Below are 22,785 nucleotides of genomic sequence, written 5' to 3' on the forward strand. Positions count from 1 at the left end.
AAATAGCAGTGAAATTTCACCACGACGATCCAGAATTAATACCCGAAACATCACTTGTATTGTCTCAAAATCAGACATTATTGGATCTTGATGCAACATTTACCTCACCTGCTCATAATAATCCGGCATTGGCTTATTTGATGAGTTTAGGTTCTAAACGCAGTCGTCAAACTATGGGCTCGTTTTTAACCATCGTTGCCAAAATGATTGGTTTTACTTCATTGAAAAATTGCCAATGGGGAGCGCTTCGCCGTCATCATATTCAAGCAATTATTGAAATGTTATCTGATGCAAATAAAGCACCAGCAACAATTAATACTTATTTAGCAGCTTTAAAAGGTGTTGCTTTAGAAGCTTGGACAATGAAGCAAATTGATACCGAAAGTTATCAACATATTCGACAAGTTAAATCAGTAAAAGGGAGTCGTTTACCTAAAGGGCGAGCATTAACTCATCGTGAAATACGTGCCCTATTTGCTTGTTGTGAAAAAGACAGTTCTTCTAAAGGATTAAGAGATGCTGCTATTTTAAGCGTATTATTAGGCTGTGGTTTGCGTCGTTCTGAAATCGTGGCGTTAAATTATGAACATATTCAATTTCGCGATCAGGCTTTTATTGTTCGAGGAAAAGGAAACAAAGAACGAATCTCTTATATGCCAGAAGATACATGGGAAAGAGTTCAACTTTGGGTTGATGAAATAAGAGGTTCTCAAGATGGCGCACTTTTTACTCGTATTAGAAGATTTGATGATGTAACAAGTGAGAGAATAACTGACCAAGCTATTTACTATATTTTAGATATTCGCCAACAAGAAAGTGGTATTGATAAATTTGCTCCTCATGATTTGCGTAGAACATTTGCCTCAGCATTACTTGATAATGGTGAAGATATAGTCACAGTAAAAGATGCTATGGGACACGCAAGTATTATGACAACTCAACGCTATGATAGGCGTGGAGATGATCGCTTAAGAAAAGCTGCACGACATTTACGTTTCTAACTTTATATTTTGTTTCTCATGATTGGCTATCCACTATATTTTAATAAAATAAAGCCCACTATTTATTTAAATATTTATTGTGGGCTTTACAGGGTATCTATATTAATTATCTAAATGGGGGCTCATTAAATGTTCGTAATTTACGCGAATGTAAATGCTCTTCTTCTTCTTTCAGTAGTTCAATAGATTGAATACCGATTTGTAGATGTTCTGATACTGCACCTTCATAAAAATGATTCGCTTGACCTGGTAATTTAATTTCACCATGTAATGGTTTATCTGATACACATAATAAAGTGCCATAAGGAACTCTGAAACGGTATCCTTGCGCTGCAATAGTTGCACTTTCCATATCAACAGCAACGGCTCTACTTAAACTAAATCGTCTTGCTGTTGCTGAAAAGCGCAATTCCCAATTTCGATCATCTGTTGTAACTACAGTGCCTGTTCTTAACCGTTGTTTAATTTCATGACCTGGTTTTCCACTTACTTTTTTAGTCGCATCATAAATAGCACGCTGTACTTCTGCAATATTTGGGATCGGGATATCTGGCGGTAATACATCATCTAAAATATGATCATCTCGTAAATAAGCATGAGCTAAGACATAGTCACCAATTAATTGGCTTTCACGTAATCCACCACAATGCCCAATCATTAGCCATACATGAGGCCGTAAAACAGCTAAATGATCGCATATTGTTTTTGCATTTGATGGACCTACACCAATATTAATTAAAGTAATTCCTGGGCCTTCTTTAGCAATTAAATGATAAGCAGGCATTTGATATTTTTTCCAAGTTAAATCTGAGATTAACTTTTCAGGATCTGTCGTGTCAGCTGTTATTGTTTGAAAACCTGCACATGAAAGAGCGCAATAAGGACTATTTTTATCAGCAACTTGCATACTTGCCCAGCGAACAAATTCATCTACATAACGATTATAATTAGTAAATAAGATATAGGGCTGAACATCTTCAGGCTGTGTACCTGTATAATGTTTTAAACGTGCTAATGAAAAGTCAGTACGTAATGCATCAAAATGAGAAAGCGGTAATTCTTCTTTATCAAAAATAAGACCATCAGTGATCTCATCACCTATTTTTGAGAGATCAGTTGTAGGAAAATATTTTGCTAATGAAGCACTCATTGCTCTATCAAAACCGATACCCATACCATCAATAACAAAAGGATAAGGAATTTCTTGTTTAGATGCACTTACTTCAAATGTTGCATGATAAGTATCAGCTATTAATTGCAATTGTTCTGTTAAATAGTTTTCAAATAATGAAGGATTAGTAACCGTTGTAGAATACGTTCCTAGTCGGGAGAGCCTTCCATAAGCTCTCGTTTTATCATCATTTTTTATTTCGCCATACCAACGAACAGTTAATTGAGGATAAGAGAAAAGCCCCTCTGCTCTTTGTTTTATATCAGGCAGTTTTCCTTCTTGGACATAAGCATTAATTGCATCACGTAATGAGTCTACTGCATGTTGATATAGCTCTTTTAACTTTGTTATTGTATGACTGATTTCTTGGCTTTGTGGTTGTGACATAAAAGAGACTCTTGCTTATTTTAGATAGCTACATCATAGCAAGAAGCATCTTTGTACCATAGTGCTAACTATTTAGATAAGAATATTCATAATAGCTATTTCTTTTATCGATAACTATCTCTTTATTTTCTGAATTATACGTAAAAGCCAGTTGTGTTTCTTCTTCTAGCATAGTCATATGAGTGAAAATCGATAACAGCTCATTATTTTCTTCGTTTTCTTCAATAACATTTAATATTTCATTTAAATTAGTTGGTTTTTCATTAAGATTATTAATTAAAAAATTTAATAAATTAACATGATTTTGCGTATATGGAGACAGTCCCTTATCTATATATTCAGATAAAAATATTGAAGCATTTTTTATGCCATTTCTATCAGCAGTTTCTAATGTTTTTTGATTAAAAACTTTAATATTTATATTATCTCCATCTTTATCAATATTTATTCTCGAACGTCCCTTTAGTAGAGATACACCTATTGTAATCATAGGATCATCAGCCTGAAATGAGTCTTTGACTAATTGAAATACGCCTTGAGAAATTAGATTGTATATTAATACTTTCTTTTCATCCGATTCTTCTTTAAAAAGAGTTGCGATTTTATCAAAATTACCGTCAGTTACTTCTTCATTAGAAATTAAGAATTCCATTCTTGGTAAATCAGTCACCACCGTTTTTGTGATTTTATCTATTGCTGTTTCATTATGTTGCAATCTTTCTTTATCAGAACGTACTGCTTTATTTAATTCATTTAAAAGATTATTAGGTTCAATCTGGTAATTGATTTTTTTCTTGTTTAACGTATTAATAACATCTTCTTTAAAGATTGAATGATTGATTATGTTCCCTTTTATTTTATTTCTCATATCTGATGCTATAAATTCAATTAAGTCCTTTCTTAGCTCTTCGGAATCAATATAATCTTTATTTAAACCACCGAGTTCATCAAAAAAATGATCTTCTTCTTTATTTGAAATCAATAGAAATAAATATTCACAAATCGCGTTCGAATCAAAATTTTCGTTCTTACATACTTTTACAAGTGAAATATTATCTTGTATATTTTTTATTTTTTCAATCTCAGCAATATTTTCATTTGTTTTTAAACAATATTTAATGTGATTTTCTATAGATAAATAAGGAGAATTATTTTCTAGATTTATCGTGAAATATTTTTTATCTTCATTGTTTTTAACTAGATTTTTTATATCTTCAAATTTTTTTACTTTTTGGTATATATTTACGTCATTACTAATAAAAACATCTTTTATTAATGTTAATATTTTTTCTTTTTCTTCTATATTGCCAATATGAAAGAATTTTTTTATTTTTTCCCATATTGTTAATGCTGATGATACATCATCACAAGTTTTCATTTTTTCTATTTTTTGAGGTGTGACTTTCACTTCTCCAACATTAACCATCATAGTCATATATCACCTTTTTTATTAAAAATAATTATAATATTATTGGGTTGGCTTTAATATTTATATAAAAAAGAGAACATAATAAAATATTTCATCTATAAATCTAATCTTAATAGTAAGTTACTTTTTACTTTCATCTAAAATATGTGATCTTATCTCTATCATACGAATAACAAAACTCGCATTGCCAAGATATTTTATGTTTTTTAATTTATGACATGGTATATTTTTATAAAAAATGAATACTATCTATACTCTATACTGGAATATGTATGCAATCCTCAATAGTTCACTATGTTGACGTACACCTTGTCAATTCATTTTGTCTAAATAATTCTGGTGGTAACCCTGCTGGCGTTGTCCTCGATGCTCCTGATATGAGTGATGAGCAAAAAACTGCCATCGCTAAAAATATCGGATTTTCAGAAACAGCTTTTGTCTATACTGGAAATGATACTGATTTTAAGGTGGAATTTTTTACACCAGAAGGCGAAGTTGATTTTTGTGGTCATGCTACATTAGCTGTATTTTTTACGTTATCTTCTCTTAACCGTTTAAAGCAGGGAAGTTATACACAAAAAACAAAAGCAGGAGTGCTTAACGTAACAATTAATTCAGATAATATTGTGATGAGCCAAACTTTACCCACCTATCGACAGGCACCTAGTATCGAAGATATTGCTTTATCATTAGGAATAAAATCGAATGTTATTATTAAAACGGGTTTACCTATAGAAATTATTTCAACAGGGTTACCCGATATTATTGTTCCCGTTCAATCTGGCCAATTAGATAAATTACAACCTAATTTTGATGCTATATCTGTATTAAGTCGCGAATTTAATACTATCGGATTTCATGTCTTTGAATTAAGCAATGAGCCTTCTATTACTGCTCATTGTAGAAACTTCGCACCTTTATATGGTATCAATGAAGAATCAGCAACAGGTAGCGCAAGTGGTGCGTTAGGATGTTATTTAGTTAAACATGTTTTTCCAAATGAAACACATTTTGTATTAGAGCAAGGCAGAGAAATGAAGTCCTCATCGCGCATTGAAGTTATGATAGAAAAGCAACATCAAAAAATCCAATGTGTCAGGGTTGGAGGACAAGCTACCTTGATAGGAGTCAAAAAGATTAGCTTTTTACAAGAATAAAGATATTAATACAAAACCGATAGCCACTTTGCAGTAGCATATAAAGATATGACTGAATTAGTGATATGCCTCATTTAATATGTCCACATATTGTCCACACTTGGACGCTTTAGGGCACTTTTAAGGCTATTTTGATGATTTTATGTACAAAAAAAGGCATCTTAAAAAAGATGCCTTTCTCTATAACTTATTGATTATCTTTGATTTGCTTATTTTTCGCTCGTGCGGATAAGGTAATCAAAGGCGCTAAGTGAAGCGTTTTAAATAAGCTTAATATACTGATATAAAAGGATTTAGTCAGCGTCAATGTCCACATATTGACCACACTTCGGAAAGCCTCTTGAAAGAGAGGCTTTTCGCATGCCTTTAATTATCTAACCAAACACCACCTTAAGGCTATAATAACTGTTCTATTATTTCATCAACTTTGTCTTGATCAAATTCAATGAAATTTATCTGATTAGCAATATTCTCTAGCTGCTTTCTAGTTGGGTAGCGTAAAGCTCGTAAATCAGTAGCATTTACTTGAGTATGCCCATTCATTTGTCTGAAATATTCATCTATTAGAGTGCTATTTAAAAATACCCACAAACCTTTAGCTAAATTAATATCAAGTGAGTTTCCATTTTCATGAAAGTAATTTAATTTATTATCAAAACCTACTGTACTAACATTAGCAATATCTGAATGATAAATAGATGCAACTATCCTTCTTTTTTCTTCTTTAGCTGTTAGTCGGCGAGTAAGAACATATGTACCATTTGGTACTACTAAATTATCTGTAGATTTATTAATCAATAAAGCATTTGGTTTTTTCCCTTTAGTAATCGGCCAAATAATAGAACGATTTTGTAAATGTTGAGGAAATATCAACGGTACTGAGTTAGGTACATAACCTATGGACAAATTTTCTTTAGTTCGAAAATCTACAATCTTTCCTGTGCTCACTTGAATACCAAGATCTGTTAATGAACATGGTAATCCACCGGCTTTATTTGCTAACGTCCTTTCCTGAACACTTGTAATAATATGAATAAACTGATCTGGATTATTAGGCTGTACAATTTCATTAAAAGGAACTTCAAAAACTGTCGGATTTGGATCATCTGCACATGAGCTTGAATATATAGTAACTGTATCTCTTTGTGGTTCATCTTTCGTCAAATGATAAATTATATTCTCTTGTAATACATTATCAGATTTAAATGTTGATCTCCGACTATTAAAAACATGTATTTTATTTAATGAACATTCATTTAGTATTAATTTACGAAAATCCGTAAAATATGGCCCATTACAAAATGAACGTGGTGTAATTGCTACTAATTCTCCCCCAGTTTTAAGCTGTTTAATGGCCAAAGCTACAAAAGCAGAATATAAATTACCAGTATTAATACCTATTTTTTTTAGTAATATACGTTCTTTACCCTTAGCGGCTATTTTAAGATACGGCGGATTTAAAATTGCTTTATTATATTTAGGGGAATAATTTTCAACAAGTAACTCTTCAACTGATATCTTAATAAAATCATCTTGTATAACTTGATGTTGCCAATCGACACCAAACTCAATCGCTTTATTTTTACACAAATCAAGAACCTGTGTTAAATTATTGAGCATAACATCTGATATTTCATAACACGTAGAATGTATACTTTTTGCTCCTTTTAATACTGAGTTTTGAACAAAAGCTGCTGTTAATGAACCAACACCAGCACCAGCATCTAAAAGTTCATGATCTCCATCATATGATTCAAATAAATTTGCCATTAATTCAGACACCGCTGATGACGACATGAACTGCCCTAATTTTGAGCGAAGGCTTTCATCTAGAGTGCTATTAGCAGCCTCTCTTATTGAGTCTACTAATATATTAAGAGATATAGATAATTGTGTTGCAGCTTCAGTCATATAGTGTGCATTTATACAGTGATATTTAATATGATGAGTATCTCAAAAAAGCCCCACTTAATAAAGTAAAATGCCTGCATATAGTGTAGAGTTGACCAACTTTGTATCACAATTTACTGAATTTAAAGAAATGAAAGAACAAAAATTAAAAGAAGCTAAAGAGATACTAAAAGCGCTTGGTTTACCACCCCAACAGTATAATGATAGATCTGGTTGGGTTTTATTAGCTTTGGCTAATATTAAGCCTGAAGATAGCTGGAAAGAAGCCAAAGCCCCTTTATTACCGACAGTAAGCATCATGGAGTTTATCCGAATTGAATACGGTAAGGACTATAAACCAAATTCGCGTGAAACAATCAGACGTCAAACTTTACATCAGTTTGAACAAGCTAGAATTGTTGATAGAAATAGAGATCTTCCCTCTCGGGCCACAAACAGCAAAGACAATAATTATTCTTTAAATCAAGTAATTATTGATATTCTTCATAATTATCCCAATGGTAATTGGAAAGAGTTAATTCAACAGTTTTTAACCCATGTTCCGAGTCTTCAAGAGTTATATGAGCGAGCACTCGCTAAAGATAGAATCCCAATAAGATTATTAGATGGTACACAAATAACTCTTTCACCGGGAGAGCATAACCAACTTCATGCTGATATCGTTCATGAGTTTTGCCCTCGTTTCGTTGGTGATATGGGTAAAATTTTATATATTGGTGATACTGCAAGTAGTCGTAATGAAGGTGGAAAATTAATGGTTTTAGATAGCGAATATTTAAAAATATTAGGTGTGCCCCCCATGTCACACGACAAATTGCCAGATGTTGTTGTCTACGATGAGAAGCGTAAGTGGTTATTTTTAATAGAAGCGGTTACATCCCATGGCCCTGTTAGTCCTAAACGCTGGCTAGAACTTGAAACTGCCTTGTCATCATGTACAGTAGGTAAAGTGTATGTTACTGCTTTCCCAACACGTACAGAGTTCAGAAAAAATGCGGCAAACATTGCATGGGAAACTGAGGTTTGGATTGCTGATAATCCAGATCATATGATCCATTTCAATGGTGACCGTTTCTTAGGCCCACATGATACAAAATCAAATTAAGGTATTTTTGATATAATATCATAAAGAGTATTTTTTCATCCCGATGTAACTTTAGTAATTCATCCCATCGGGATTATAAAATTATCAATGTACAATAGTTTTAACATTATAGTAATAATATCTCGGTTCTACAGCTAATATTTCAATCACAATTCCAATGAACCCTGTATTCCATGTGGCTCTACTCGCTCAATCAATTGAGGCTTTGAAATAAACCGCGTTACGGTTTCATGACTGACGAACGTTGCGCCACAATTGATATTCTGGCACTGGTTATAACGTTCTTTGGTATCGGAAGATATTTGCTGACTACTACGAGTATGCGCGGCATGACCACAAACAGGACAAATCATCATAAATGGGTTACCTCTTTATGATGTGGAAATTACCTGTAATTATACACAGGCGCTATTCCTTATCCATCTCTATATCACTGCTTTTAACTTCTAATTCTAACGAGGTGGTAAACCCACTATTGTTCAGGGAATGACTCACCGTAACCAACGTCCAATTTGCATCATTAATCTCAGGCTTAAATCCGCTAACTTGTACCGGTAATTCAGGAAAGAGGTCCGCACGCCCTTTCGCCAGCGTAATACTAAAAGAAGCAACCCCTCGCTGTATTTTTTCCCAAGCAGCTTTCGCGGCACGTTCGGCATTAGTTTTACTCGCGTAAGTGTGAGACAACACCATCACGTTACCTTCTTCACCAACAAGATACTCCCCTTGTTTCTCTTCTTCTTTTTTCGGTTTATCGGTAGTGGGTTTTCTGCGTCGAATTTGTGATTGTGTTTTCTCTTGCGGTTTACGGGTATTTAAATAATTGGCCGTCACGCCAGTATAAGCGCCCCTATCTACTAATGAAAAACGGTGTCCATCCCCCACACTGCGGGTAATTTGTACTAAAGGTAACGCTTGACCGCTAGCGGTAGTATTACCCCCTTGCACCATAAACAGCAAATTGCCGTTTTTAACACAGGCGGTGGCACCGTTTAATTGCCCTAAGCGCGTTAAAAAACTACCGTCTGACTCATTGGTCTGATCGATATGTTCAATCTTTACCGTATCAAGACCAGGATCAACCACCGCCGTGACATGATTACGCCCTGCAATGGTTCTCACGATATCGCCTAATGTTTTTTGATGGTAAGACATTTCACGGCGCACATTCAGCGTTGCTCTAAAATCGGCACTACGGGCGCGCAATGTCATTTTATCCGGTACACCTGAATGCTCTATCTCATCGACTGTAAACGCGCCTTTATGAATAAGATTTTCACCTTGCCAACCAAGATGTAAGGTTAATACCTCACCCCGTTTTGGCATCATTAATGCGCTGTCAGAATCATCTAACTCAATATCAAGCCGGTCAGCTTCAAAGCCCCGGTTATCTGTTAATGAAAGAGAAATTAATCGCCCTTGAATTTTGGCGCTGATATCTTTGTCACCGGCAATTAACACAAAATCCGGTGTGCTACTTTTACCGGTGATCATTTCTGGCAACATTATGATAAAACCCCTTTCATCGCTTCACCGGCACCATTGGCCATCATGCCTAATTGGTCGTTTAAATCCCCCAACATCTGACTGATAGAGTCATCCACTCGTTTTAATGTCAGTGAGAAATCAATTTTTCTAGCGGCACCATCTTGGAAAAATTCGGTGTGAGTCCGTTGTAAATCGGTGATCACAAACATCCCGTGAATAGTGCCCGTACCATCAATAAACGACCACGCTTTACCACTATCCGCCATTAGCTCCAACGCTAACAATGACACTTTACCGCCAGTTAATGAGGGATAAAGCGCACCCGACAAGGTGATTACATCGGTATCAGGACCAATAAATTGTTGTGCCGGTCGGCGTGCGACACGTTGAGTAAAACCATGTCGCCACGTTTGTTGTTTTTGTAGCGATTGATAAGGTACGGTGCGTAACTCAAACACAAATACCCCAAGTGCTGCCATCATTACCACACCTCACTGTCTTGATAACGGCTATTTAATCGTGCTTGCTTGTCACGCTCACGGCGTTCGATTTCCATCATGACTATCTTTGCGATATCTTGCGCGGATTGATTTGGTTGAGGATGAATATTAATTTCATAATGTGCCGGCGCACTTTGATAACGCTGTTGCTGAATATTGACGTTAGCCGGTGCCGTACGATAGTTTTCAACGGGCAAACTGTACGGGTGTAACGGGGCATTTTGTGCCTGTAATGAAAAGGCACTGCCTAATGATAATGCAGCGGCCGCTAGCATGGCGGTATGTTTACGACTGGTAATATTGGCAGGACCTTCGACAATTTCAGGACCATTTTCACCGGCGATACCAAACTGACCACGGGGAATATAACCCCCTGAATCATACATGCCGGCAAAGTTGTTATTGTAAGAATCTAACGCCGACTGCACTTTAGGATCGTCACTTTTCATAAAATCAGGGGTCAGCGCTTCTTTCGCGGCGGTTGCCAATTCGCCAATACTATTTTTAAAGTCTGACCATTTATTTTTAATTCCCTGAATAATGGAATCAATCAGGTCGCTACCAAACTGTAAAAATTTAGCTGGTAACGCTTTGGTATCTTCGACAATCTCATCCCATTTAGTCGATATTGTTGTTTTAAGGAATTCCCACTTTTCCTTGGTGTACTTAACGATTTGATCCCAATTACTATAAATAAGTCCGGGTAAAGTTTGTGTCATGAAAAAGGCTTTAATCCCTTCCCATATACCAGAGATAATTGCTTTAACATACGCCCATGCATTTTTAGTATATCCAGTAATGTTATCCCAATACTGGATAATTAATCCTACTGGCGTCCAATTTAGAAAAATGTATTTAATCGCGTCCCATGCCTCAGAAATAAATTTTTTAATCTTATCCCATACTTTATAGGCATAGGGCGCTAAGGTATCCCAATTTTTATAAATCAGATAAAACGCGCCCGCAATAGCGGCAATAGCCAATAAAATAGGGTTAGCTAACATGGCTTTACCCAACCATAAAAAAGCACTACCTAATAATTTTATGGGCTTTAATAGTAATGTTAATGCGCTACCGCCTTTAATGCCTAAAACCGATAAACTGAGTTTCGCCATTGCTAACGGCCCTAACATGGCGGCAATGGATAACGAAATAATACCGAGGGTGGTAATAATGCCCGCTATCGCTAAACCGATCATAGTTAACGTTTTAGCCAATTCAGGATTTTCTTTCATCCATACGCCAACTTTAGTTATCACATTAGTGATACTTTGTGAAAATTCTCGCAGTGGGCTATCAATGCCGTCAAACATTTGAATGCCTAAATCTTCCCATGCAGATTGCAGGTTTTTCATATCCCCGCTTAAGTTATCTGTCATGGTGCCCGCGACTTTTTGGGCTTCGCCTTTGGCTTTCTTCAAATCAGCGATTAGGGTTTGCAACTCCCCTTTGCCAGCTTGTTCTGCCAGTACGGATAATGCAGAAAAAGCTTCTTCACCCGCAATATGTTTAAAGAATCCTGCCCGTTGCGCATTACCCATTTTTGCGGTTTTTTTATCTAATTCGGCTAACAGTTCAGGGAAATCGCGTAAATTCCCTTTAGCATCACGGGTTTTAATGCCGAGTTCTTCTAACGCTTTAGCGGCTTGTTTCGGAGGCTCTGCCAATCTACCTAAAATGGCCCGTAATGAGGTACCTGCCATCGAGCCTTGGATACCCGCATCACCCAATTTACCTGTTGCAGCTGCTGCGGTTTCTAAATCGACGCCTAACCCTGACGCAACCGGTGCGACATATTTCATGGTGTCGCCAAGCATGGTTAAACTGGTATTTGAACGAGTAAAGGCACCAACTAGTACATCACTCACTCGTCCCATTTGATCGGAATCGAGCTTAAAGCCGGTTAAGATATTAGAGCCAATATCTGCCGTGGTACCTAAATCAATATCACCGGCTAATGACATTGCCAATGTGCCCGGCATAGCATTTTTAATTTGCTCAGGTTTAAAGCCCGCCATCGCATAGAATGCTTGACCTTGCGCCACTTGATTAGCCGTAAATGCCGTGGTCGCGCCTAGCTCTCGCGCTTGCTCACGCAACATCTTAAATTCATCAGAATTTTTATCTAAGCGCGTTAATGCCTGCACCTTTGACATACCCACATTAAAATCATACCCCGGCATCATCGTTTGTTTCGCGGTATACAACATACCCGCACCCGTTGCCGTCATCGTGGCACCGGTGCCCGCCATTTTATTACGGGTATCAAGGGTCTTTTGATACTGCGATTTAGCCGCCGCCATGCGCCTTTCTTGTTCGGCACTTCGCTTTAACTGGTTTTCTTGCCGACGGAGCTGTTGCGTGGTGCGTTCAATATCACTATTAAGTCGCCGTTGTGCTTCCCCGAGTTGGTTTGTTGAAATGCCATTCGCTTGTAATGCCGAACGCTGTCGCTGTACCGACTGCTGTAATTGCTCATATTTCGTTTTGAGTTGCCCCGCTTCCCGTTGGGCTTTTTTAAACGCCTCTAACTGTTTTTTAGTAGGGTTTTCACTGCTGGCAATTTCTCTGGCGAGGGTGGCAACACGCTGTGTGGCGGATTGATATGCTTGCTGTGTGGAGGTTAACTGCTGTTTAATTTTGCGAAAGCCGTCAATTTGTGAGGCTTGCTGATTCAGTGTTTTTAACGAGTCACGCGACTGGCGCACAGCGGACGCCAATCGTTTATTACTTTCTTGCGCACTGCGAAACGGTGCGGTTAATTTATCAACCGCACTTAGTACAACTTGTAATTTTAAGTTACTCATCTTGTTGTCCGCTACGTTTCGCCGCTTGATAGCGCCACGACAATAATTCTGAAAGGCTCATTTTGTCAGTGTCTGCCGGTGACCAGTGAAAAATGACGGCAATATCTGCCGCCAGTTCATCGGTGGTTAATTCACTGGGGAATCGGGCATAACCGACTTCGGTAATAAAAAATTGACCACCTGCACACTCAGGTTTACCAAGTCGCCCGCAGTTAATGACAACACATCTTGTTTTGTTAATGTTGGCATCGTAATACGGGGTAATATCTGCATCATGCTATCAACATCCATATCCATTAAAGGCTGTAAACGCACACCGCGTAACGCCCCTGAATTGGGTTTAATCACGGTCACTTTGTCAATTTTCGTTTCACCGCGCATAATCGGTTGCTCTAATGTCACCGTGGCTTGGTCGCCATTCACAACAACCCATTCAATTTGTTCTTGGTTTTGTTCTTTGATTGACTCTTTCATGTTCTTTTTCCGCATTTAATTAAAGCCCCAGCGCGTCACGCTGTGCTTGCAATAAGTCTTTACCGTCCACTTTTTCCACCATATTGACGATATCAATCTCAATGATTTCTTGGCCGTCCATCACTAACTTGTAGTAAGTGGGTTTTACGGTGACTTTGGTTTGTGTGTTGTCGCCCGATTTCCAGTTACCGCCATCAATTTCGCTATAACGACCACGGAGAACCACTTCAACGGCTAATGTTTCCCCCGTATCATCACGCTGATAAGCGCCACATAAACGCAATTGAACCGCATCAATGGTTGAGGCACCCCATTGACGGTAAACGTCAATATCAGCACCGCCGAGAGTAAACTCACTGTCTAGTGCACCATCATCAAGACCCATATCAATCTGCACCGAACCATTCATACCGCCCCCGCGATAGGCTTCTAACTTGCGGGTGATTTTGGGTAATGTAAATTCTTCGGCAACACCGACATAATTATTACCGTTAATAAATACATTAAAATTCTTTAGCTTGCGTGGTAATGCCATGATTTACCCCTTGATTTTGTTACCGAAATCCATCAGGTATTTATCGGTAATACGCTGACGTAACATCAGATTTTCCATTGGTGGCACTGGCGTATAGTCATAATCCAGTGTGAGCTTGCCGTCTTTCAGTTCTTCTTTGCTATTTGATGTCGGGTCATACCAACATTCACCGCCTAACAAATACCCCTGACTGACCAGCGAACGTAATTTTGCATTGATGGTTTCAACGATATCCCGCGCTAAAGAGGGTGTTAACGGTTTATCAATCGCCCACATTTGCCCTTCTGCCATCGTGTCAGCGAGGACTTGCGCAGTTCGGGTGTAAGATTCAAACGTAAACAGTGGATCATCTGAACAGGTACGCGAACCCCAAAAACGAAAACCATCACGACGAATAAGCGTAGTGACGCCTTTTTCATTCAGTAAACCGGCATCGGTAGCGGGGTCTTGTAAATCCCAGTAGATATCTTTAGAAATGCTCGTGACACCGTTAACCGTGATGTTAGACAGGGTTTTATGCCAGCCAATATCATTGTCTAATTTGGCACGTAAACCTAGCGCACGCGCCGTGGCGTAAGCGGTTGATTCGCTGTTGGTGGTACTATCCCATGAGGTGAAATCAGGAAAAATCACCATCAATTCGCGTTGACCAAAGTTGTCACGATATTTAACTGCTTCGCTAATATTTTTACAGTCGTAAGCAGACACATAGCCAAAGGCACGGAGTTTTTGACAAATCACGGCAATTTCATTGGCAACCGCTAACGTATCATGACCGGGTACGCCAATAATACGAGGCTTAATACCGTGTTGGGCTTGTGATGCTAACAGGGCTTGTAAGCCTGTTTTTAGCCCCTCGTCGGTAGTGCCACCGATAATATTAGTGGTGGTTTCCGCTTCACTTTCGCCTTGCTCTACACGCACCACAATGGTGATGGGTTTAGCTTGGTCGGAAATGGCTTTTAAGGTACTGGCTAAGGTGCCGGTTTTCCCAGCTTTACCGATAGCCTGTGAAATATCCGTTAGTAAGACGGGTTTGTTTAAAGGAAAGGTTTTTTCGTCCGCATCATCAGCGGTGCAAACCACGCCGATAATAGCGGTACTAATAGTACGAATGGGGCGTGTACCCTCGTTAATTTCAACGATACGTACACCGTGATGATAATCTTGTGCCATGCTCACGGACTCCTATAACTGTGTCCGTGTAGCATGAAAAATTAGCGGGTAAATTGCACGAAAGCGGGATTGTTTGAGGAATGATACAAGGGTTATTCTGGTTTCTGTGGCCACTCGATATCGGGGGCTAATGAAACATCAATTCTAGAAATAGCCACCCTAAATTTCATTAAATTTACTCTACGCTCTACTTCTTTTGGCAAAATAGAACCTAGCTCATATGCATCATTTAAGGGTTGTAATTTGTTGTTAGCCCACTGTAATAAATTGTCTTTATCTTTTTTAGCTAAATCTATTAACTGGTTTTTATCTGGTTTTGGTTGTTCCAATAAAATGGGATAGCCTTCATTATTATGTGAGATATTTTTACCTTCTGATTGCCCCGCTAATAATTCTATATAGCGTTCTTGTGTAATTTCTTTTGCATCTTTAGGAATGTCCTTTCCGTGTATCTCTTGACTATAAAAACCTGAATACGACGCTGAGTAAAACATAATCTTCCCCTTTATCAAATCAATACCCAATGGCCATCCAATGATAACTATTATCATAAGATTGATGCACAAAGTTACATGTTGTTTTCGTCAGACTTTCTACTGATATTCCGTTATTAAACTGATCGCCATTACGTCTAGCAGCAACCGAGGTAACAGATACGCATATTGTTGGAAAGGCAAGCGGAAATGTAATCACTTTATTACCATCACGGGAAATATTTCCGGTATTTCCCCATTGAATAATCATCCCGGTGTCACCGCACTTCCACCAACCACTTGATGATTTATTTGCTGTACTCTTAGCGCCATAATTTCCTTTAGGTTGGTATCTGGCATCTGATGATGTGGTTGACCAAACGTTATCATTTCGTGCAAAAATAGCGTTAGACTCCCCTTTAGAGTAAGCTCCTACATCACTTGCGGAGGGTTTGTTTTGAGTGTTGTATTCCCTAGCCCAAGGCGACCAACCGCCGTTAGAATATTGAGCACGAGAATAAATACGACTTGAATCATACACATAATAAAGCTGAGTGATCCCCGCATTTTTCACAATGAGTAATGTACCCGCCGATGCTTCAGGATAATTTAAAGCAATAGAAGTGTTAGCATTAAATGACTGACAATAAACTCCGGGTGTTTTATAGTTATCTAAGTTTTGATTAGCATTAATGTAAATAGCTTGATCACCAAAAATATCTTGTGAAGTGATATTAATATCATCACTTAATGCTTTCCCATTAACTTTTCGGGTATTAGGTACAGAACTACCTTTAGCTTGATATCTACCATCTGATTCTATCTTGGTATATGAATCACCAACTAATGCATAATTGCCTGCTGGGGCATAATTACCTTTTGCTTGATATCGTCCATCGCTTTCAGTTTTGATGTAACTATCCCCTTTATTGGCATAGTTTCCCGCAGGTTGATAGTTACCTTTGGCTTGATATCGGCCATCACTTTCCTTTTTTGTGTAGGACGATCCAACCAATGCATAATCACCTTTTGGTTGAAAAAGCTCTGTCGTGCCAAATTGACTAATCACTTTTTCTTTTGATGCGCCTTTTTCATGCACCACATTGTCGATATTAAATTTCTTTTTGACTTCTTCTTTTGTGGCATAAGTTTCTTTAACCTCTTTTAATATTTCTTTAGAGGCGCTTTCAATGGCATCATTGACAAAATCACGAGTCGCCAATATCACCGAGGGGTCAACTTTTAACTCAACAGATTCAGTATGACTGATAGTTAATATCATTCTAATCGTTTGTGTTCGCCCGCTTCCCTCTTGCAATTGGGGCTTATAGGTTTCAGGGCAATTACCTACCGCAATTAAACTGCCTTCATCATCAAACAACCCAATTTCACGTATCCAGTAACCGCCTTCATTTTCAGGGATCACTTGTTCAGCAATAATCTGGCTGTCATTTTTCGGATCAACAAATAAGGTATTTAATCCCGCACGGCGTTTCTCACCCACGAGTTTAGTTTGTTGTGTGTCGGGTGTTGGTAACGTTCCGCCACCGTCACCCACCGCCATATGGGTGATTTTTAAGGTGGTACCTAATGCCGTGGCTTTTGCCAACTTATTGGCACCAATCACGGTTAATAAGGCAAAAAATTTAGCGCTCATGTGCGACCTCAACTTTATCAATAATGTGTACGCCGACCGCCGTTAATGGCGTACCAGACACAGTAATCTCTTCTACAAAATAGGGGTAAACGGTTAATTCATCACCGCTAAAGGTGGCGGCGGAAAGATAAAACTCACCCTGTGAATCAAGGTTGATGGATAACCCTAATAGATGCCGACTAACAGGGCGGGCATCGGCAATCAAACGCTCTAATTCGTCATAAATTTCTTGGGTAATACCGTTTTCCTGCACACCCACATCAAGGCGAAATGTGCCCGGTGGATCGTCGGTTTGCCACCACTCCGTGACTTTGATGATGTAACCGAGTGGCTCAACCACACGCTTAAGCGCGCCAATGGTGCCCTTGTGTCGGTGAATAAACATCGAATCTTGTACTACTTGACGTTTAACGGATTCAGACCAGTTTTCATCCCATCGATCCACTGACCAAGCCCATGCGAGATACGGCAATAAATCAACGGGGCATGTGCTGGCGTTCCATAATTGGCGCAATGGCACGGGCAAGGTTTGCAAGGATTGACAGGCAATGGCGGCCGCCTTTTCTAATGGACTACTGCCTGACGGTAATAGGCTATTCATCCGAGCCACCAATGGTTAATGTACTTTGGGTGCAATACGAGGCTTGAGTTTTATCAAGTACCACGTCTTTAGTGGGTTGTTTTAATTCCACACGTTGCACCCCTGCCACATGCAATGCGGCATAAATCGCCGACAAACGAATATCACGCCCTAAGCGGTGTTGTTCTGTGATGTATTGCGTCAGACGTCGATTAGCCTCTTTGCGTATCGGCTCTGACTCAGGCCCCGGAAAAAGAAATAATGTGGCGTCAATTTGATAAGGGATGATTTTGGCGGATTGTACTTTGATGCGGTCAGCAACCGGTCGCACATCTTCATCGTTTAACGCGTGCTCAACAATGCGCAGTAATTCTTCGGATGCGGTGCCGTCACCCTCACGAGATAATACCGAGATAGTGACATTTGCTGGCGTTGGACTGATCGCGGATACATCGGACACCCGACCGTCAGCGCTACGAGCATGAAATTCATAACTTCCCACTGGCCCCGCAACGCTTAACCCCTCAAAGGCGGCAGGAATGCGTAAACGCAAATCATCATCAGACTCTAAAAGCGCTGGTGTAGGCGGAATAGTTTTGGGATTGGCGGGGCGTAACACTAGACGCGATAAATTATAATTCGCGGCTAATTGGTCTAAATCCGCCCCTTTCGCATACGCCACCATGACCGCACGGGCAGACTCATTAATACGCTGGCGCAATAGCAACTCACGATAGACATTTTCTTCTAACAGCTTAGTTAGCGGTTCAGACTCTAATGATAACGTGTTAGCAACCGCATCACGTAAATGGACTGGCATCGCAGCAATCAACGCCGTTTTGCGTTCACGCAAGAGTTGCTCTGCATCTAACGACTCAATCACATCGGGTGGCGTTAATTGGCTTAAGTTAATCGTTGGCATGTTATGTCACCGGTAATGAGAAAGTAATCAGTTGTTGGTTATGGACGTAATAGCCGGTGATATCCACAATCACCTGTTCGTGTTGGCTATGAATATCAATGGCGGTCATCACAATACGTGGCTCCCAACGATAAACCGCGGTGTAACACGCCGACATTAATTGCAGTCGCATCTTGGCGTTAACAGGGCCGTCTATTAAATCGTCAAGCAAACTGCCATATTCACGGCGCATCAATCGGCTACCAATGGGGGTGTTAAAAATATCTCTCACCGACTGGCGAACGTGTTCAATATCGGTAATACGTTCACCGGTTTGTGCGTTCATACCGAGATAGTTCATTGCGGTTTCCCCGTATTACCATCACCGGTACGCACGCCACCGTGAGTATGGGCTGAAACCACCACGCCATTAGAAGACATTTGCCCGCCAGAATGGGTAATATTACCGGTCATTGTGCCGCCTTTTTGCACCGTCAGTGATCCGGTCGTTAAATTGTTGGTGCAAATAACGGCCGGTGTATCAAGGGTGATTTTGCTTGTCGCGACACACGTAATGTCGGGGGATGTGACTGTGACCGATTCGCTAGCTTCAATCTCGGCGGTTTTAATTCCTGTGACTATTAGCGCCCCTGTTGCTGGCTCATATTCAATCACTGCACCATCGTCATACTCATGGCGATGGGCTGTTAATGAGGTTGATGGCTCTGAAAAATCGTCACTAAATATCGCTGGCAACACAAACGAGGTGGTTAAATCACCACCGATAGACAGCAATAACACTTGTTCGCCGACACTGGGCGCCCACCATGAACACGATTTTCCTGCACGCGCAGTGAGCCATGGGCGCCAGTCGGTTTCATTGTCGCCCGTTTTAACTCGGCACCCTTTTTCCGCACTGACATCAATCACCACGCCAGTACGGATCAAGTTTTGTATTTTTCGGATAAGTTCTGCGATATTCATACCCGCAATGTGCAACGAGAAATAAAAAAATGCACGGGGTTGGGATTGTTTCAAAGACTGGACAATTAACGGGAAAGAAATTCCAATAATTGATTTTCGATATGTTTGATATCCGCCGGTGAAAAGCCTAATAGCTTTCTTTCAGGGTATTGAATTTCTAATGACTTGCCCCGCACACGTTCTTTTAAACCGTAATGATGTACGGCAGCAATGCCCGCAACTTGAGGGGCAAAAGAGAGAGAGACACCGTTATCATTAGCCGACATGCGCAAATAACGGGCAGTGGCTAAACGCTTAAACATGCGAGTCTGTTTGTTGGGCTTTGCGGTGCTGATTTTGTCTTTTTTCACTTCAATAAAACGTAAAATATCGCGCTTATAAAAACTGCGTTCGGCTTTCTTTTCTAAATCATATCCGGTGATCACCTCACCTTTTTTCGTTTTGCGTAATCGCCAATTTTTTAAACTGCGCGCTTGCCCTTTCCAGACAAATTTCATTCCCCGTAATACGGTAACCGTTGAGGCTTTTCGTTTGGTGAATGCTGTTCCATCGGGATTTTTTTGGGCGCGAATACGTTGTAAATTGCTTTTGCGTAAATCACGGGCAATTTCACGGGCTAATTTTTTACGTTCATTAGGTGACGCTTTTGCCAACATGGCGGCTAACGCTTGGGTTAACGGACTGAAATCATCAGCGTTCATGAGCCACACTCTCCCAACTCTCAAACGGATCAGCCGGCTCTTCAATGGCACCAACAACGAGTTTATCCGCTTGCATATTAACGAGGACTCGCTCGGTTAACTTTAAATCAATACTAATACTGGCGGTCTGGTGACTATCAATAAAGGCATCAAAGGTAAAATGACTTTGGCGTTTATCGGGATTAAGGAAAATATCAGGTTGATGCTGTTCAATCCAACCAATGATCACCGCCATTAACACATCTTGGTCACCGGGATAATCATCAATAATAATATTGAGGTTGTATTGATATTCATAAGATTGACTGCGGGCACCGGTTGCCACAATCGCCCCACCGTCAATAAAGGTGTAGAGCCTATCGGGGTTTTCACCTAAATAGGCGACCTTGTTAATTAAGGTATCGTGTAGATTGGCAGGCTTTTTCATAACTTAACTCATTGATGTATTGTAATAATCGATTTGTGTAATCAATTAAATATTCCGTTTGTGCCTTATTTTCTGCCATCATTTCGAGGAGACGTAAATAATCTTGTTGAGCCGTTTCGGTAAGTCGTGCGGGGGTTGCATCACCCATGCCGGCGGTGGCGGTGGTGTGATTATCGGGGTTGGGGCAATCGGCTTTGATGTACACCCGTTTAGTGTGATTACGCAACTCATCATTAAGCTGGCTAATATCATTTTTTGCATCAGTTAGCGCCTTTGTATGCTGTTTATCCAATTCTGATAAGCGGGTGAGTTCTTCCTGATAGTGTTCAATCACATTTTTATGATTGATAACGTTTTGCTTAAGGACAAGGTTGTCACCCTTAAGCTGGCTATTTTCAGTAAGCAAAGCGTCAAACTTAAATATCAGTAGCAATCCCATCACACCCGCCACAATACCTATTAGTACGTGCCATTTCATCGTGGGATCTCGATATGAGGATAATCAGTAAAACGGGTTTCAACGGGTAACTTGGGGTCATTTTTCCAGTTTTTGCCGAAACGCAATGTTACCCCTTCTTCATCCGCAGCTTGTTTGAATGCCATTAATACCGGTTCAAAAAAATGCGGTTGCCATTCCATTCCCGGCTTAATTGCAGAGGGTAAAATATCAATGGCATCGCCTGTTAAATGACGGCTGTCTAATGTTTTTGAAACGCCTTTTTTCACATTTTCTTTTTGCTTTTCAAGTGTGCGAACACCTTCAATCACTGCAAAGTCTGCCGTAGAGATTTCTAATGCACGATACGCAATTTTCACTAATAACGGGTTAACGCCACTAAGATTATGTTTACTGCGCTGACTAAAGATAAATTTATTCACCGGAAACTTTCCTTAAGAATCGTTTTTCTAACGCACTGACTAATGCAGCACCAGACCAGCCCGCCATACCCGCAAAGCTACCGGCTATCTCCATTTGCCAATGAAAATAACTCGCACCCAGCAGAACAAACATACCGGCAAACATGGAGACAATAATTTGCGCAATTAAAATACCAACGCGGAATGACTCCCCATTGAGTACCTTGTTGGCATAACTGGCGATACTGCCAAAAAGTGCCATTAAGCTAACTAATAACGCGGTTAGCCAATTAATATTATTTGGATCTTTATAGGGCATTTTCTTCATACCTTTCCCCCTTAAAGGGGTTAATCCCAAAGTTGTAAAATCGGTGTTGTGCTGTACTGTTGTGCGTTATCAGGTAATTCAATTGCTGTGCCGGTGGGTAAGATTGCACCCAATTCAACCAGCCCAGGATTAGCATCTAACACTTGCTCAATCATGCCGGATGACTGACTAAAGTAACGCCAGCAAATATCATCTACGGTATCACCTTGTTGGGTGTAAATCCGCATTAGATAAGCTCCACCGTATTATGGGTTTCCCCTTTGATACGTTGTAAAGCCCATTGACCATCACGCCACACTTCATCAATTGCCGGTGTCATGGTGTCGGCTTTTTTATTGCCTTGTGCAGTGGTATCAATATCGCGATAACGTTCAATCAAACTGGCCTTTGCAAAACAGAACACCGCACGCTGATATAAAATCAGTAGTTCACTTTCACCGTTAATTTGTTCAGCGGGCACGTCGTTTAATGTTTTCGCAGATTGTTTAATTCGCCACTGATACAGCTCGCGGTTTACTTCAATCATGGCGTTAAGCAATGTGCTTTTTAGTCGTTCCGGTGTCACTGTGCCATCAACGCGAGTTTGCAATTGAAAATCACGGGTACGAATATCAGGGAAAAAGCCATTATTTTTAATGGTTTCGTCTTTTTGTGGCACAGGGTTAGCAGAAACATAATCCATAAGAAACCCTTAAAATAGGTGGGCGGTGGACGAAAGAAAGCGAGTGGCTTTTT

27 protein-coding genes are annotated in these 22,785 nt (G+C 39.7%); 3 read left to right on the top strand and 24 right to left on the bottom strand.

What is annotated here, in order from left to right; genetic code table 11:
* Nucleotides 1-8: 8 nt before the first annotated feature.
* Nucleotides 9-1,001, top strand: a complete 993-nt coding sequence (locus tag M983_RS00360; protein WP_066745465.1) for a tyrosine-type recombinase/integrase — start codon at nt 9-11, stop codon at nt 999-1,001.
* Between the two features lie 106 nt (nt 1,002-1,107).
* Here the strand turns inward: M983_RS00360 and M983_RS00365 are convergent, their stop codons facing one another.
* Nucleotides 1,108-2,559 (bottom strand): AMP nucleosidase, encoded by a 1,452-nt coding sequence (locus M983_RS00365; protein ID WP_066745299.1) that lies wholly within the window; start codon nt 2,557-2,559, stop codon nt 1,108-1,110.
* 64 nt (nt 2,560-2,623) lie between these two features.
* Entirely contained in the window at nt 2,624-3,988 is a 1,365-nt protein-coding gene (locus M983_RS00370; RefSeq protein ID WP_157091901.1) for a hypothetical protein, read from the bottom strand.
* A gap of 272 nt (nt 3,989-4,260) precedes the next feature.
* Here M983_RS00370 and M983_RS00375 point away from each other — a divergent pair, with 272 nt between their 5' ends.
* Nucleotides 4,261-5,145 (top strand): PhzF family phenazine biosynthesis protein, encoded by an 885-nt coding sequence (locus M983_RS00375; RefSeq protein ID WP_066745305.1) that lies wholly within the window; start codon nt 4,261-4,263, stop codon nt 5,143-5,145.
* A gap of 396 nt (nt 5,146-5,541) precedes the next feature.
* Here M983_RS00375 and M983_RS00380 read toward each other — a convergent pair whose 3' ends face one another.
* The gene (locus M983_RS00380) at nt 5,542-7,056 is read right to left on the bottom strand and encodes an Eco57I restriction-modification methylase domain-containing protein (RefSeq protein ID WP_066745308.1); all 1,515 of its coding nucleotides are present in this window, start codon (nt 7,054-7,056) and stop codon (nt 5,542-5,544) included.
* 91 nt (nt 7,057-7,147) lie between these two features.
* Here M983_RS00380 and M983_RS00385 point away from each other — a divergent pair, with 91 nt between their 5' ends.
* Nucleotides 7,148-8,161, top strand: coding sequence for a BsuBI/PstI family type II restriction endonuclease (locus M983_RS00385; protein WP_210433217.1), 1,014 nt, complete (start codon nt 7,148-7,150; stop codon nt 8,159-8,161).
* A gap of 146 nt (nt 8,162-8,307) precedes the next feature.
* Here the strand turns inward: M983_RS00385 and M983_RS16905 are convergent, their stop codons facing one another.
* The 21 genes from M983_RS16905 to M983_RS00480 all read right to left on the bottom strand — a co-directional run bounded on the left by M983_RS16905 (nt 8,308) and on the right by M983_RS00480 (nt 22,732).
* Nucleotides 8,308-8,517: an ogr/Delta-like zinc finger family protein gene (locus M983_RS16905; RefSeq protein WP_074388124.1), complete on the bottom strand. Its 210-nt coding sequence runs from the start codon at nt 8,515-8,517 to the stop codon at nt 8,308-8,310.
* Nucleotides 8,518-8,569: 52 nt separating this feature from the next.
* A complete protein-coding gene (locus M983_RS00390) occupies nt 8,570-9,667 on the bottom strand; it encodes a phage late control D family protein (RefSeq protein ID WP_066745311.1) in 1,098 nt (365 codons plus the stop codon).
* Nucleotides 9,667-10,131 (bottom strand): phage tail protein, encoded by a 465-nt coding sequence (locus M983_RS00395; RefSeq protein WP_066745314.1) that lies wholly within the window; start codon nt 10,129-10,131, stop codon nt 9,667-9,669. The genes M983_RS00390 and M983_RS00395 overlap by 1 nt, the downstream gene beginning before the upstream one ends.
* Entirely contained in the window at nt 10,131-12,956 is a 2,826-nt protein-coding gene (locus M983_RS00400) for a phage tail tape measure protein (RefSeq protein WP_066745317.1), read from the bottom strand. Before M983_RS00400 ends, M983_RS00395 begins: the two co-directional genes overlap by 1 nt.
* Nucleotides 12,949-13,197: a GpE family phage tail protein gene (locus M983_RS18045; RefSeq protein WP_425415156.1), complete on the bottom strand. Its 249-nt coding sequence runs from the start codon at nt 13,195-13,197 to the stop codon at nt 12,949-12,951. The genes M983_RS00400 and M983_RS18045 overlap by 8 nt, the downstream gene beginning before the upstream one ends.
* Nucleotides 13,083-13,430, bottom strand: a complete 348-nt coding sequence (locus M983_RS00405; RefSeq protein ID WP_066745321.1) for a phage tail assembly protein — start codon at nt 13,428-13,430, stop codon at nt 13,083-13,085. The genes M983_RS18045 and M983_RS00405 overlap by 115 nt, the downstream gene beginning before the upstream one ends.
* Before the next feature lie 19 nt (nt 13,431-13,449).
* Nucleotides 13,450-13,965, bottom strand: a complete 516-nt coding sequence (locus tag M983_RS00410) for a phage major tail tube protein (protein WP_066745324.1) — start codon at nt 13,963-13,965, stop codon at nt 13,450-13,452.
* Nucleotides 13,966-13,968: 3 nt separating this feature from the next.
* Nucleotides 13,969-15,141, bottom strand: coding sequence for a phage tail sheath protein (locus tag M983_RS00415; protein WP_066745327.1), 1,173 nt, complete (start codon nt 15,139-15,141; stop codon nt 13,969-13,971).
* A gap of 92 nt (nt 15,142-15,233) precedes the next feature.
* Complete coding sequence (locus M983_RS00420) at nt 15,234-15,635, bottom strand: tail fiber assembly protein (RefSeq protein WP_066745330.1); 402 nt, start codon at nt 15,633-15,635, stop codon at nt 15,234-15,236.
* Nucleotides 15,636-15,654: 19 nt separating this feature from the next.
* On the bottom strand, nt 15,655-17,271 hold the full coding sequence (locus M983_RS17735) for a phage tail-collar fiber domain-containing protein (RefSeq protein WP_066745338.1): 1,617 nt from the start codon (nt 17,269-17,271) through the stop codon (nt 15,655-15,657).
* A complete protein-coding gene (locus tag M983_RS00430; RefSeq protein WP_066745341.1) occupies nt 17,261-17,872 on the bottom strand; it encodes a phage tail protein I in 612 nt (203 codons plus the stop codon). The genes M983_RS17735 and M983_RS00430 overlap by 11 nt, the downstream gene beginning before the upstream one ends.
* On the bottom strand, nt 17,865-18,773 hold the full coding sequence (locus M983_RS00435; RefSeq protein ID WP_066745344.1) for a baseplate assembly protein: 909 nt from the start codon (nt 18,771-18,773) through the stop codon (nt 17,865-17,867). Before M983_RS00435 ends, M983_RS00430 begins: the two co-directional genes overlap by 8 nt.
* Nucleotide 18,774: 1 nt before the next feature.
* Nucleotides 18,775-19,113: a GPW/gp25 family protein gene (locus M983_RS00440; RefSeq protein ID WP_066745347.1), complete on the bottom strand. Its 339-nt coding sequence runs from the start codon at nt 19,111-19,113 to the stop codon at nt 18,775-18,777.
* The gene (locus tag M983_RS00445) at nt 19,110-19,736 is read right to left on the bottom strand and encodes a phage baseplate assembly protein V (RefSeq protein ID WP_066745350.1); all 627 of its coding nucleotides are present in this window, start codon (nt 19,734-19,736) and stop codon (nt 19,110-19,112) included. Before M983_RS00445 ends, M983_RS00440 begins: the two co-directional genes overlap by 4 nt.
* A 65-nt stretch (nt 19,737-19,801) precedes the next feature.
* On the bottom strand, nt 19,802-20,437 hold the full coding sequence (locus tag M983_RS00450) for a phage virion morphogenesis protein (RefSeq protein ID WP_066745353.1): 636 nt from the start codon (nt 20,435-20,437) through the stop codon (nt 19,802-19,804).
* On the bottom strand, nt 20,427-20,864 hold the full coding sequence (locus M983_RS00455; protein WP_066745356.1) for a phage tail protein: 438 nt from the start codon (nt 20,862-20,864) through the stop codon (nt 20,427-20,429). The genes M983_RS00450 and M983_RS00455 overlap by 11 nt, the downstream gene beginning before the upstream one ends.
* Complete coding sequence (locus M983_RS17325; RefSeq protein ID WP_066745358.1) at nt 20,827-21,342, bottom strand: lysis protein; 516 nt, start codon at nt 21,340-21,342, stop codon at nt 20,827-20,829. Before M983_RS17325 ends, M983_RS00455 begins: the two co-directional genes overlap by 38 nt.
* Entirely contained in the window at nt 21,339-21,743 is a 405-nt protein-coding gene (locus tag M983_RS00465) for a M15 family metallopeptidase (RefSeq protein WP_066745360.1), read from the bottom strand. Before M983_RS00465 ends, M983_RS17325 begins: the two co-directional genes overlap by 4 nt.
* Nucleotides 21,736-22,050, bottom strand: coding sequence for a phage holin family protein (locus tag M983_RS00470; RefSeq protein WP_425415155.1), 315 nt, complete (start codon nt 22,048-22,050; stop codon nt 21,736-21,738). Before M983_RS00470 ends, M983_RS00465 begins: the two co-directional genes overlap by 8 nt.
* Nucleotides 22,051-22,070: 20 nt before the next feature.
* Nucleotides 22,071-22,277 carry a tail protein X gene (locus M983_RS00475; protein ID WP_066745362.1) on the bottom strand — a complete coding sequence of 69 codons (207 nt, stop codon included), beginning with the start codon at nt 22,275-22,277 and terminating at the stop codon, nt 22,071-22,073.
* Nucleotides 22,277-22,732, bottom strand: coding sequence for a head completion/stabilization protein (locus M983_RS00480; protein ID WP_066745364.1), 456 nt, complete (start codon nt 22,730-22,732; stop codon nt 22,277-22,279). The genes M983_RS00475 and M983_RS00480 overlap by 1 nt, the downstream gene beginning before the upstream one ends.
* Nucleotides 22,733-22,785 lie beyond the last annotated feature (53 nt).

Origin of the sequence: Proteus myxofaciens ATCC 19692 (assembly GCF_001654855.1) — a bacterium.
GTDB lineage: Bacteria > Pseudomonadota > Gammaproteobacteria > Enterobacterales > Enterobacteriaceae > Proteus > Proteus myxofaciens.